This is a genomic window from Pseudomonas sp. SCPG-7, from assembly GCF_002156405.1.
Taxonomy (GTDB): domain Bacteria; phylum Pseudomonadota; class Gammaproteobacteria; order Pseudomonadales; family Pseudomonadaceae; genus Aquipseudomonas; species Aquipseudomonas parakoreensis.
This window is the reverse complement of sequence record NZ_MVOO01000009.1, coordinates 54027-66850: the sequence shown is the minus strand read 5'-3', so window position 1 is coordinate 66850 and position 12824 is coordinate 54027. Positions and strand designations below refer to the sequence as shown.

Here is a 12824-nt window from a genome sequence, read left to right as displayed (position 1 = left end):
CTTACAGATCGCCGAAGAATCGCTTCACACCATCGAACCAACCAGTGGTTTTCGGCGAGTGGCTGTTATCGTCCGCCAGCGAGCTGCGGAATTCCTCGAGCAATTCGCGCTGACGACGATTCAGATTGACCGGGGTCTCGACCGCTACGCGGCACATCAGATCGCCCGCACCACCGCCACGCACCGGCGCCACGCCTTTGCCGCGTACACGGAACTGCTTGCCGGTCTGGGTGCCTTCGGGGATTTTCAGCTTGACGCGACCGTCGAGGGTCGGGATTTCCAGTTCGCCGCCGAGCGCCGCATCAACAAAGCTGATCGGCACTTCGCAGAACAGGTGCTTGCCATCGCGCTGGAAGATGTCGTGCTCGCGCACGTTGATCACCACGTACAGGTCGCCAGTCGGGCCGCCCTGGGTGCCCGCCTCGCCTTCGCCGGACAGACGGATGCGGTCGCCGGTATCAACGCCAGCCGGCACTTTGACCGATAGTGTTTTGTACTCTTCGACGCGACCGTCGCCGTGGCAGGAATCGCACGGATCGGAAATGATCTTGCCCTGGCCATGGCAGCGCGGGCAGGTCTGCTGCACCGAGAAGAAGCCCTGCTGCATGCGCACCTGACCGATGCCGCCGCAGGTCGGGCAGGTCGATGGCGACGAGCCTTTCTTGGCGCCGGAACCGTCGCACGGCTTGCAGTTGACCAGTGTCGGAACGCGGATATTCACGGTGGTCCCGCGTACCGCTTCTTCCAGATTCAGCTCCAGGGTGTAGCGCAAATCGCTACCGCGCTGGGCGCCGCCACGGGAACCGCCGCGACCGCCACCGAAGAAGTCACTGAAGACATCACCAAAGATGTCAGAGAAATTCTGCCCGCCGAAACCGGCACCACCGCCACCCATGCTTGGGTCGACGCCAGCATGACCGTACTGGTCGTAGGCCGCGCGCTTGCTCGAATCGGACAATACTTCGTAGGCCTCGTTGGCCTCTTTGAACAGTTCTTCCGACGCTTTGTCATCGGGATTACGGTCCGGGTGGTGCTTCATCGCCAGGCGACGATAGGCCTTTTTCAGGTCTGCATCGCTTGAACCACGCTCTACACCCAATACTTCGTAATAGTCACGCTTTGCCATAAGTCTTTGCACTCTTGAGGACGTTCGGCAAACCCCTCCTGAGGATGGCCAAACTCGTTGAGCCCCAATACAGGCCCGGACCCAACTCACGTCAATTCAACGATCCTGGTCTTTGTTTCTTGTGGTACTTGCGGCACGAAAAGCAGGAGCATTCCCGGCCATACCAACAGCACGCAAGGCTTGTCGCATGCTGTAAAAATTCACGTATTCCAGATACGCCAACGCGGGAGCAAGCTCCCGCGCGGCGACATCCTACCAGTCACCGCCGCAAGGCAGTCAACCGGCCGACCAACAACTTACTTGTGGTCTTTGACTTCTTCGAACTCGGCATCGACAACATCGTCAGCCTTTTCAGCTTTCTCGTCGTGCGGCGCCGCGCCTTCAGCAGGCTGAGCCTGTTCGGCGTACATCTTCTGAGCAACCGGAGCCGAGACTTTCGACAGCTCTTCGATCTTCGCTTCGATGGCAGCCTTGTCGTCGCCTTTCACAGCGGCTTCCAGTGCAACCACGGCAGCTTCGATCGCGGTCTTCTCTTCGGCGCTGACCTTGTCGCCCGCTTCGGTGACCATTTTACGAGTCGAGTGAACCAGTGCATCACCCTGGTTACGGGCAGCGGCCAGCTCTTCGAACTTGCGGTCTTCCTCAGCGTTCAGCTCGGCGTCGCGAACCATCTTCTGAATTTCTTCATCCGACAGACCGGAGTTGGCCTTGATGGTGATCTTCTGCTCTTTGCCGGTCGCCTTGTCTTTCGCGCCAACGTGCAGGATGCCGTTTGCGTCGATGTCGAAGGTCACTTCGATCTGCGGCACGCCACGTGGAGCTGGTGGAATGTCGGCCAGGTCGAATTTGCCCAGCGATTTGTTCTGCGCAGCTTGCTTACGCTCACCTTGCAGGACGTGAATGGTCACGGCGCCCTGGTTGTCGTCGGCAGTCGAGAACACTTGCGATTTCTTGGTAGGAATCGTGGTGTTTTTCTCGATCAGCGCGGTCATCACGCCACCCATGGTTTCGATACCCAGGGTCAGCGGACTGACGTCGAGCAGCAGAACGTCTTTCACGTCACCGGCCAGAACGGCGCCCTGAATCGCAGCACCCATGGCAACCGCTTCGTCCGGGTTCACGTCTTTACGTGCTTCTTTACCGAAGAAATCAGTCACCAGCTTCTGTACGAGCGGCATACGGGTCTGACCGCCGACCAGAATCACGTCGTTGATCGCGCCAACGTCGATACCGGCGTCTTTCATTGCGATACGGCAAGGTTCGATGGTGCGCTGAACCAGGTCTTCAACCAGTGCTTCGAGCTTGGCACGCGAAATCTTCACGTTCAGGTGCTTAGGACCGGTGGCGTCTGCAGTGATGTACGGCAGGTTGACGTCGGTCGACTGCGCGGACGACAGCTCGATCTTGGCTTTCTCAGCGGCTTCTTTCAGGCGCTGCATGGCCAGCGGGTCACCTTTGAGGTTCATGCCGCTTTCTTTCTTGAATTCGTCAACGAGGTAGTCGATCAGACGAATGTCGAAGTCTTCACCGCCGAGGAAGGTGTCACCGTTGGTGGCCAACACTTCGAACTGGTGCTCGCCGTCAACTTCAGCGATCTCGATCACCGACACGTCGAAAGTACCGCCACCCAGGTCGTAAACGATCACGGTGTGATCGCCCTTGGCCTTGTCCATACCGTAAGCCAGAGCCGCTGCGGTTGGTTCGTTGATGATACGTTTAACGTCCAGACCGGCGATGCGACCGGCGTCTTTGGTCGCCTGACGCTGGCTGTCGTTGAAGTAGGCCGGAACGGTGATCACCGCTTCAGTCACAGGCTCGCCGAGGTAGTCTTCGGCGGTTTTCTTCATCTTCTTCAGGATTTCAGCCGAGATTTGTGGCGGCGCCATTTTCTGGCCGTTCACTTCAACCCAGGCGTCGCCGTTGTCAGCCTTGGCGATTTTGTACGGGACCATCTTGATGTCTTTCTGTACGACTTCTTCGTCGAACTTGCGACCGATCAGACGCTTCACCGCATACAGGGTGTTGTGCGGGTTGGTCACTGCCTGACGCTTGGCCGACTGACCAACGAGGATTTCACCATCGTTGGCGTAAGCGATGATCGACGGCGTGGTGCGCGCGCCTTCGGCGTTTTCAATAACTTTGGCTACGCCGTTTTCCAGCACGGAGACGCAGGAGTTGGTAGTCCCCAGGTCGATACCGATAATTTTGCCCATGTTCACTCTCCCGAAACTTTGGATTTTGTTGCCGCAGCAGTGGTGGCTAACTGCGGTAATACTTAAACGCTTGACTTCTAAATGGGGGCCTTGCGGCTAATTTCAAGCCTTCTCGTCAATCGAAGGCGAAATTGGCGCCGGCGCCTTGCTGACCACAACCATGGCCGGACGCAACAGGCGACCGTTGAGCTGGTAGCCCTTCTGGAACACCTTCAGAACGCTGTTCGGTTCGACGTCGGCGCTTTCCTGCATGGCCATCGCCTGATGATGAACGGCGTTGAACGGTTCGCCATGCGGATCGATCGCTTCAAGCTGATAACGCTTGAGGGTGTCGTGGAACATTTTCAGGGTCAGCTCGATGCCTTCGCGCATCGGACGGATGCTTTCGTCGTCCGGGCTCGACAACTCGAGACCGCGCTCCAGGCTGTCAACGATCGGCAGCAAGTCACCGGCGAATTTTTCCAGCGCAAACTTGTGCGCCTTCTCGACATCCTGCTCGGCACGGCGGCGGACGTTCTGCAGATCGGCAGCTACGCGCAGCGACTGATCCTGCGCGGCGGCCAACTGCTCTTCGAGCACTTGTACACGGGTCGCCAGGTCGTCACCCGAAGTTTCGGGCGCCTGATTGGCTTCTGGATTTTGCGTATCTACTGTCTGTTCGTCAGCCATAGAATTCTCCTTTCAATTACGTCCGCGAGCTGTACTCGCGCTTCTGCCCCGATATATGGGGCCGCAAAATCAGGCTTCAAGGGCCTGCAATGATTAACCCTACAAAAAAGTGCTGCATTGTCATTCCCGCTCGGACTAAGCATTTGATCGGATCAAGCAAATCGAGCTAAGCGAGGGCATTGTCAGCCTGAAACAAAACACTGTATAAATAACCAGACCTAAAGCCTGGGAGCGGCCTTTATGCTGGTGCACCTGTCCGTACATAACTACGCCATCGTTGAACATCTCGATCTCGAACTTGATCGCGGGATGAGCGTGATCACAGGGGAAACCGGCGCCGGCAAGTCGATCATGCTCGACGCCCTGGGCCTGACCCTTGGCGACCGCGCCGACAGCGGCGTGGTTCGCCCGGGCGCCGACAAGGCCGACATTCTGGCCACTTTCGACCTGGTCGACATTCCCGAAGCTCATGCCTGGCTGGCCGAGCGCGACCTCGAAAACGACGGCCCGTGCATCCTGCGCCGGGTGATCACCGCCGAAGGCCGTTCGCGCGGCTATATCAATGGCACACCTTGCCCGCTCGGTGATCTCAAGGCCCTCGGCGAACTGCTGATCGATATCCACAGCCAGCACGAACACCAGTCCCTGCTGAAAACCGACACTCACCGGCGCCTGCTCGACGAATATGCCGGCGCTACTGATCTGGCCCGTCAGGTGCAACTCGCCGCGCAGCGCTGGCGCCAGACCCGCCAGGAACTGGAGCGCCTCTCCAACTCGGGTGACGAGCAACGCGCGCGCCACCAATTGCTCAGCTACCAGCTCGAAGAACTGGAGAACCTCGGCCTCGGCGAAAACGAGCTGGAACAGCTAGAGCAGGAACACAAGAACCTGACCAACGCCGAAACCCTGCTTGGCATTTGCCGACAGGTGGTCGAGCAGTGCAGCGAAAGCGATTCCGGCAACGTACTGAATGCACTGACCGCCAGCCTCAACCGCCTGTCGAGCGTGAACAACTCGGTGGGCGCACTGGGCGAAGCCAGCAGCTTGCTGACCAGCGCGCAGATCCAAGTCGAAGAAGCCGTGGGCGAGCTCAATCGCTTCCTCGACAACTTCGATGCCGATCCGGCGCGCCTGCAATATCTGGAAGAACGCCTCGACGCGATTTACACCTTGGCGCGCAAGCACCGGATCCAGCCAACCGAAGTCGCCGAGATGCAGCAGAAATTGCTCGATGAAATCGAGACATTGAATGCCAACGACGAATCCATCGAACGCCTGGGTGATGAACTGGCCTCTTATGCCCGCCATTATCAAGAGAAGGCCCGGGAGCTGAGCGACTTGCGCCATCAGGCCGCCAGCAGCCTCGCCAGCGCCGTGGAGCAAGAGATCCAGCGTCTGGGCATGCCGGGCGGACGCTTCACCATCGAGCTGCGCGCCAACACCAGCGACGAACTACAGCCTAACGGCCTGGAGCAAGTCGAACTGCTGGTCAGCGCCAACCCTGGCCAGCCGCTCAAAGCGCTGGCCAAAGTAGCCTCCGGTGGCGAGCTGTCGCGGATCAGCCTGGCAATTCAGGTGATCACCGCACAGACCTCACGGGTGCCAACCCTGGTATTCGACGAAGTGGACGTGGGCATCGGCGGGCCGACAGCGGAAATCGTCGGTCAGTTGTTGCGGCGTCTTGGCGATCGCGGCCAGGTGCTGACCGTGACGCATTTGCCGCAAGTGGCGGCGCAGGGTCATCAGCATTTATTTGTGCACAAGGTTCGCGGTGAACAGGCTACCCACACCGCCGTGTCCAAACTGAGCAAGAACGACCGTATAGAAGAATTGGCGCGGATGCTGGGCGGCATCGACTTGACCAAAGAGTCCTTGGCTCACGCGAAAAAAATGGTGGTCACGGCAAAAGTTTAAGAACGGCAGAAAGCACGAAGGCGACCCTTGGGTCGCCTTCGTTCGTTTCGCGAACCTGAAATTCGCGCGACATGCTTACTTTTTCTTGCGTACGTACAGCACCAGATTGTGATCTACCAGATCAACACCGTGCTCCTCGGCAATTGCCTTCTGGAGCTTTTCGATTTCCGGACTGACGAATTCGACGACTTCACCGGTTTCCACGTTGACCATATGGTCGTGGTGGCCACCGTCGGCCAATTCGAATACCGCGTGGCCACCGTCGAAGTTGTGACGGACCACGAGGCCAGCAGCTTCGAACTGGGTCAGAACACGGTAAACCGTGGCCAGACCGACGTCCTCGCCCGCTTCCATCAACGCCTTGTAGACGTCTTCGGCACTCATGTGACGCTGCTCGGTAGAGTCGAGCATTTGCAGGATCTTGACCCGTGGCAGGGTCACTTTGAGGCCGGCTTTGCGTAGTTCGCTATTTTCAACCATGGTCAGCTTTCTCGCGATGCTGCTTCGCAGCTTCTCTTAATGCGGGTATGATCGGCGTTTACGTTGTCCCAGCCAAGATAGTGGAAGTCGCCCACCGATGCAAAACACCAAGCTCTTGCTAACCAGTTTCACCTTTGTGGGACTGCTCGCACTCGCCGGTTGTTCATTCCCCGGGGTTTACAAAATCGACATCCAGCAGGGCAATGTCGTCACGCAGGACATGATAGACCAGTTGCGCCCGGGAATGACCCGTCGGCAAGTACGGTTTATCATGGGCAACCCTCTGCTGACCGACACGTTCCATGCCGATCGCTGGGATTATCTGTACAGCCTGCAACCTGGTGGCGGTGAACGCCAGCAGGAGCGCGTGAGTGTTAATTTCAACTCCAACGACCAGCTTGTCAGCCTGTCCGGTGACTTCATGCCGGGCGTAAGCCGTGACGAGGCCATTCTCGGTAAGGACAGTGGCACCAGCGTGACCGCACCTGCTGAAAACGCCGAGAAGCCGAAGCCGGAACAACCCGCCAAACCAGGCTCCTTGCTGGATTCGATCCAGAAGGATGTGGACGGTGTTGAAACCGTTCCGGTTCCGACGCCTGAACCGCTGGACACCTCGCCGCAGTAATGTGCGAGGCAATAAAAAACCCGGAATTTCCGGGTTTTTTATTGCCTGCGATCTGGCCAGGCTACTGATTTCGCGCTTTGGCCTCGGCAGCCTTGGCCGCCCGCAGGCGTCGCACCTCTTTCGGATCCGCCAACAACGGCCGGTAGATCTCGATGCGCTCCCCCGCCTGAATCAAGCGACCCTGTGGATCAGCCACCACCTTGCCGAAGATCCCCAGCGGACAATCACTCAGATCCAGCTCCGGAAATTCATCGCCAATACCTGACTTGAGCACCGCCTCACGCACTGTCGTCCCTTCAGGGACGCTCAAAGTGCGCAGAAGCTGACGATCCACGGCGGCATACACCACTTCAATCTCGATCACCGGATCAACCATGCATCTGCTTGGCACGCTGGCAGAACGCATCCACCAACGTATTCGCCGCCTGATTGAACAGCGGGCCGAGTGTGGCGCGCACCAGCGGGCCGGCGTAGTCGAAAGACAGGTCAAGACTGATCTTGCAGGCCTTCTCGTTCAATGCCTTGAAGACCCAGACACCATGCAGCTGATTGAACGGGCCTTCTTCCAGGTTCATCTCGATCGACTGCCCCGGCACCAGCGTATTGCGCGTGACGAAGTGCTGACTGAGGCCGCCCTTGGCCACGCCAACGCTGGCGCGCATATGTTCAGGCGAGCTTTCCAGCACTTCGGCGGACGAGCACCACGGCAGGAATTCCGGGTAACGCGCGACGTCGTTGACCAGGTCGTAAAGGAATTGCGCCGGGTAGGGCAGCAACGCCGAACGTTGAATATGTGTCGTCATGTAAGCGTTACTTCCAGAGCTGAGCGGCAAACACTACCAGAATGCCGATAGGCGCCACGTAGCGCATCAAGAACAAGGACAGGGCAAACAGCGCCGGGTTACGAATCGACAACTCGTCACGCACCGCCTCACGCCCCATCACCCAACCGGCAAACAGCACGAAGCACAGGCCACCGAGCGGCAACATGATCCGCGAGGTGAAGAAGTCGATCACGCCGAAGAAGTCCAGACCGCCCGTCGCACCCCATTGGTAGAGATGGAACAGCCCGCCTTCGTTCACGAAAAATTTGGCTTCCTTCCAGATATTGAAAGAGAAAACCGTACCCAGACCGACGAACCAGCAGATGAACGCCAGCCAGAAAGTCACCCAGCCACGGCTGATTTTCGTGCGTTCAACCAGATAGGCCACCATCGGTTCAAGCAAGGAAATCGCCGAGCTCCAGGCGGCAATCGCCACCAGGACAAAGAACACCACGCCCATCAACTGGCCGAAAACCACGTTACCGAAGGCAAATGGCAGACTGACAAACATCAGGCCCGGGCCTTCGCTAGGGTTCAAGCCGCCAGCAAACACAATCGGAAACAACGCCAGACCGGCCACCAGCGACACGAAGGTGTCGAGCAGTGCCACACCGACCACGGTGCCGGACAACGAGGCTTCCTTGGTCATGTAAGCGCCGTAGATCATGATCGAGCCGACGCCCACACTCAGGGAAAAGAACGCGTGGCCCATGGCGGGCAGCAAGCCGTCGAGGACTTTTTCCGGATGGAAGTCGAACATGAAATGCACGCCTTCCATGAAATGCCCGGTAGTCATGCTGTAACCCAGCAATACCAACACCATCACGAACAGCAGCGGCATCATGATCCGCAGGCTGCGCTCCAGCCCGGCAACCACGCCTTTGGCGATCACTACGGCCGACAACAGCATGAAAACTGTGTGCCAAAGTGTCAGACGCCAGGGATCGGAGATCACATTGCCAAAATAAGCGCCGACCTGCTCCGCCGTAGCGCCCTGGAAGTCGCCGCGCCCCATGTCGATGATGTAATCCAGCGACCAGCCGCCGACCACACTATAGAAAGACAGTATCAGCAGCGCCGTGATCATCCCGGCAAACGCGCCCCACGACCACTTGCCCGAATGCCCGGCCTCCCGCGCCAACACCTTCAAAGCGTTCGCCGGACTCTGCCGCGCGCGCCGGCCGATCAGGGTTTCAGCCAGCATGACCGGGATCCCGATCAATGCGATGCAGGCGAGAAACATCAGCACGAAGGCGCCGCCGCCGTAGACCCCGACCATGTAGGGGAATTTCCAGATGCTGCCCAGTCCCACGGCCGAACCGGTCGCGGCGAATATGAAAACCCAGCGGCTAGCCCAACTGCCGTGGACAGAAACCTTGTCTGTCGACATTGAATATCACGCCCAAGCGTTAGAAAAAGAGGCCGCATTGTCCGGGATTCACTCAACCTGCTCAAGCACGCAGCATCACCGTAGCCGAGGATCATTTATCTCCATATAATGCCGCCCCTATGGCTAAACAGAAGAAACACCCAACAGGGACCATCGCGCAGAACAAAAAGGCGCGACACGATTACTTCATCGAACATCGTTTCGAGGCTGGTCTGGTCCTGGCCGGCTGGGAAGTAAAAAGTCTGCGGGCAAGCAAGCTGCAACTGGTCGACAGTTACGTGCTGCTCAAGGACGGCGAAGCTTGGCTTCTCGGCAGTCACATCACGCCGTTGATGACCGCCAGCACCCACGTCATCGCCGATCCGACCCGCACCCGCAAACTGCTGCTCAATAAGCGCGAGCTGGAAAAACTCGCCGCTGCCGTGCAACAGAAAGGCTATGCCTGCGTGTGCCTGTCCTTCTACTGGAGCAAGCACATGGTCAAGTGCGAGATTGCTCTGGGCAAGGGCAAGAAGGAATACGACAAGCGTGACACCGAGCGCGAACGCGACGCCGGTCGAGAGCTGCAGCGCGCTGTGCGCAACAAGGGTAAGGAAGAATAATTTCTTCTGCCTGATACTGTGGCGAGGGAGCTTGCTCCCGCTGGGGCGCGTAGCGGCCCTCGCTTTAGCAGAGGGCTTCTGCTGCACATGCGAGCGGGAGCAAGCTCCCTCGCCACAATCAAACTGCCGTCACATTCCCTTGCGCCGCTCCGCCCGAGCCATGCGCTGAACTTCCTGCCGCACCTCTTCCAGCACCTCCTGCACATACAGAATGTGCCGACTGGAAACCTCGCGCGCCTGCTCCGCACGCCCTTCGATAATCGCCAGATACAGCTCCCGGTGCTGAGAGATCAGCATGTCGCGGGTTTCAGTGCGTTGTTTGTACATACCGCCGATGTTGGTCACCACGTTGCGCTTGAGCAAATCGAAAAGCCCGCGAATGGTGTGCAGCAGCACCGCGTTATGGCTGGCTTCGGCAATCGCCAAATGAAACTTCGCATCCGCCGCGCCCTCTTCCACCCGGCTCACTTCGTCATGCCGCGTGTAGCAATCCTGCAGCTCGTTGAACGCTGCGGTCAGGCGCTCACGATCCACATCCGTGGCGCGCAATGCTGCGTAATAGGCACACGATGCCTCCAGTGTGTGCCGAAACTCCAGCAAATCGCGCTGTGCTTCGGGGTTGCTCTCCAGCAGCAATAGCAAGGGATCGCTGAAGGTCGAGCCGAGCGTTTCCACCACATAATTGCCGCCGCCTTGGCGACTGACCAGCAAGCCCTTGGCCGCCAGTTTCTGGATCGCTTCACGCAACGACGGACGCGACACGCCGAACTGCTCGGCCAAGGTGCGCTCAGCCGGAAGCCGCTCGCCGGACTTCAGCGTGCCCTCGAGGATCATCCCCTCGAGTCGCTCGACAATATCGTCAGACAAACGGCGCTGACGAATCTGATCAAACCCCATAACTCATTTCTCCACGATCCCGACCGCTCGCCGGGCTCTCTATTCTGGCCTATCGGCGCCCCGCCGACACCTGTCAGCGCACATTCGCCCGACCGGATCAGATGCCTTCTGCACCGCTTATTCGACAAAAGTTTCAGGGCGACAAATTGACACACCGATATCAAGGCTTTTACCCTAGCCAACAGCGATTGTAAATTGGTATTACCAATTAACCAAGAACGCTGACAGTGCCTGACCAACAACAATTAGGGGCCACCCCATATGCAAACCTGGCAACAGCTCTATACCCCGCTCGGCAGTCTCGGCGTCTCCGCACTCGCGGCCGTCATCCCCATCGTTTTCTTCTTCCTGGCTCTGGCGGTGTTCCGCCTCAAGGGTCATGTGGCCGGCAGCATCACGCTCGCCCTGTCGATTGCCGTGGCGATTTTCGCCTTCCACATGCCGGTCGACATGGCTTTCGCCGCTGCCGGATACGGCTTTGCCTATGGTCTGTGGCCGATTGCCTGGATCATCGTCGCGGCGGTGTTCCTCTACAAACTGACGGTCAAGAGTGGTCAGTTCGAGGTCATTCGCAGTTCGGTGCTGTCGATCACCGACGACCAGCGTTTGCAGGTGCTTCTGATCGGTTTCTGCTTCGGCGCGTTCCTCGAAGGTGCCGCCGGCTTCGGCGCGCCGGTGGCGATTACCGCCGCGCTGCTGGTCGGCCTCGGGTTCAATCCGCTGTACGCTGCCGGCCTGTGCCTGATTGCCAACACCGCGCCGGTCGCCTTCGGCGCGCTGGGGATTCCGATCATCGTGGCCGGTCAGGTGACGGGCATCGACGCGTTCAAGATCGGCGCCATGACCGGTCGCCAACTGCCGCTGCTCTCGCTGTTCGTGCCGTTCTGGCTGGTGTTCATGATGGACGGCCTGCGCGGCGTGCGTGAGACCTGGCCGGCAGCGCTGGTTGCAGGCCTGAGCTTCGCCGTGACCCAGTACTTCACTTCGAACTTCATCGGCCCGGAGCTGCCGGACATCACCTCGGCCCTGGCCAGCCTGATTTCCCTGACCCTGTTCCTCAAAGTCTGGCAGCCAAAACGCGCCGCCGGCCAGCACATCGCCGGCGCCGTGTCGGCCTCGGTGGTAACCGCCAGCGCCGGCGGTTTCGGCCAGAAACGCAGCACCGTGGCGTCGCCTTACAGCCTCTGGGAAATTTTCATTGCCTGGTCGCCGTTCCTGATCCTCACCGTGCTGGTAACCATCTGGACGCTGAAACCCTTCAAAGCCATGTTCGCCGCCGGCGGTTCGATGTATGCCTGGGTGTTCAACTTTGCCATCCCGCACCTGGATCAACTGGTGATCAAGACGGCTCCGATCGTCGCTACCCCGACCGCGATTCCGGCCGTATTCAAACTTGACCCGATCTCGGCGACCGGCACGGCGATTTTCTTCTCGGCGCTGATCTCGATGCTGGTACTGAAGATCAACTTCAAAACTGGTCTGACCACTTTGAAAGAGACCTTCTACGAACTGCGCTGGCCTATTCTGTCGATCGGCATGGTCCTGGCGTTCGCCTTCGTCACCAACTACTCGGGCATGTCTTCGACCATGGCGCTGGTCCTGGCCGCGACCGGCGCAGCCTTCCCGTTCTTCTCGCCGTTCCTCGGCTGGCTGGGCGTGTTCCTCACCGGCTCGGATACCTCGTCCAACGCCCTGTTCAGTTCGCTGCAGGCGACCACCGCACACCAGATCGGCGTCAACGACACCTTGCTGGTGGCGGCCAACACCAGCGGCGGCGTGACCGGCAAGATGATCTCGCCACAATCGATTGCCGTCGCCTGCGCCGCGACCGGGCTGGTGGGCAAGGAATCGGATCTGTTCCGCTTTACCCTCAAGCACAGCCTATTCTTTGCGACGATTGTCGGCCTGATCACTCTGGCCCAGGCCTACTGGTGCACCGGCATGCTGGTGCACTAAACCTATAAACAAAACGGAAATAACCGACGCCGGCTGGTGATTCCGGCGTCAGCAATTCACACCCCGGTCTGTAAGGCTGCTGAAAGCAAGGCTCTTTATATTCAGCAGTCTCAACAGACGGATAACCG

The 12824-nt window shown here is 58.9% G+C and carries 12 protein-coding genes; 4 read left to right on the top strand and 8 right to left on the bottom strand.

The genetic code is table 11. The features are described from left to right. Position 1: 1 nt before the first annotated feature. The 3 genes from dnaJ to grpE all read right to left on the bottom strand — a co-directional run bounded on the left by dnaJ (position 2) and on the right by grpE (position 4008). Positions 2 to 1126 carry a molecular chaperone DnaJ gene (gene dnaJ / locus B1722_RS17635; protein ID WP_003221522.1) on the bottom strand — a complete coding sequence of 375 codons (1125 nt, stop codon included), beginning with the start codon at positions 1124 to 1126 and terminating at the stop codon, positions 2 to 4. Between the two features lie 296 nt (positions 1127 to 1422). After that, positions 1423 to 3339, bottom strand: a complete 1917-nt coding sequence (gene dnaK / locus B1722_RS17630; RefSeq protein ID WP_041066777.1) for a molecular chaperone DnaK — start codon at positions 3337 to 3339, stop codon at positions 1423 to 1425. A gap of 102 nt (positions 3340 to 3441) precedes the next feature. Further along, positions 3442 to 4008, bottom strand: a complete 567-nt coding sequence (gene grpE / locus B1722_RS17625; protein WP_007961425.1) for a nucleotide exchange factor GrpE — start codon at positions 4006 to 4008, stop codon at positions 3442 to 3444. A 240-nt stretch (positions 4009 to 4248) separates the two neighbouring features. Between grpE and recN the strand changes: the two genes are divergently transcribed. After that, positions 4249 to 5922 carry a DNA repair protein RecN gene (recN, locus tag B1722_RS17620; protein WP_086793702.1) on the top strand — a complete coding sequence of 558 codons (1674 nt, stop codon included), beginning with the start codon at positions 4249 to 4251 and terminating at the stop codon, positions 5920 to 5922. 75 nt (positions 5923 to 5997) lie between these two features. On the opposite strand, the gene fur is transcribed toward recN, so the two are convergent. Continuing rightward, positions 5998 to 6402 carry a ferric iron uptake transcriptional regulator gene (gene fur / locus B1722_RS17615; RefSeq protein ID WP_003221515.1) on the bottom strand — a complete coding sequence of 135 codons (405 nt, stop codon included), beginning with the start codon at positions 6400 to 6402 and terminating at the stop codon, positions 5998 to 6000. Between the two features lie 97 nt (positions 6403 to 6499). On the opposite strand from fur, the gene B1722_RS17610 reads away from it, so the two are divergent. After that, positions 6500 to 7027: an outer membrane protein assembly factor BamE gene (locus B1722_RS17610; RefSeq protein ID WP_027610774.1), complete on the top strand. Its 528-nt coding sequence runs from the start codon at positions 6500 to 6502 to the stop codon at positions 7025 to 7027. Positions 7028 to 7088: 61 nt separating this feature from the next. Here B1722_RS17610 and B1722_RS17605 read toward each other — a convergent pair whose 3' ends face one another. The 3 genes from B1722_RS17605 to B1722_RS17595 are packed head-to-tail and all read right to left on the bottom strand — an operon-like array spanning position 7089 to position 9241. Further along, entirely contained in the window at positions 7089 to 7403 is a 315-nt protein-coding gene (locus B1722_RS17605) for an RnfH family protein (protein WP_041066768.1), read from the bottom strand. Then, on the bottom strand, positions 7396 to 7830 hold the full coding sequence (locus B1722_RS17600) for a type II toxin-antitoxin system RatA family toxin (RefSeq protein WP_003221509.1): 435 nt from the start codon (positions 7828 to 7830) through the stop codon (positions 7396 to 7398). Before B1722_RS17600 ends, B1722_RS17605 begins: the two co-directional genes overlap by 8 nt. Before the next feature lie 7 nt (positions 7831 to 7837). Continuing rightward, positions 7838 to 9241 carry a sodium-dependent transporter gene (locus B1722_RS17595; protein ID WP_041066764.1) on the bottom strand — a complete coding sequence of 468 codons (1404 nt, stop codon included), beginning with the start codon at positions 9239 to 9241 and terminating at the stop codon, positions 7838 to 7840. Positions 9242 to 9360: 119 nt separating this feature from the next. Here B1722_RS17595 and smpB point away from each other — a divergent pair, with 119 nt between their 5' ends. Next, on the top strand, positions 9361 to 9843 hold the full coding sequence (smpB, locus tag B1722_RS17590; protein WP_003221505.1) for an SsrA-binding protein SmpB: 483 nt from the start codon (positions 9361 to 9363) through the stop codon (positions 9841 to 9843). A gap of 129 nt (positions 9844 to 9972) precedes the next feature. On the opposite strand, the gene B1722_RS17585 is transcribed toward smpB, so the two are convergent. Continuing rightward, positions 9973 to 10740, bottom strand: coding sequence for an FCD domain-containing protein (locus tag B1722_RS17585; RefSeq protein ID WP_041066759.1), 768 nt, complete (start codon positions 10738 to 10740; stop codon positions 9973 to 9975). A gap of 261 nt (positions 10741 to 11001) precedes the next feature. Here B1722_RS17585 and B1722_RS17580 point away from each other — a divergent pair, with 261 nt between their 5' ends. Further along, a complete protein-coding gene (locus B1722_RS17580) occupies positions 11002 to 12696 on the top strand; it encodes a lactate permease LctP family transporter (RefSeq protein ID WP_086793700.1) in 1695 nt (564 codons plus the stop codon). Positions 12697 to 12824 lie beyond the last annotated feature (128 nt).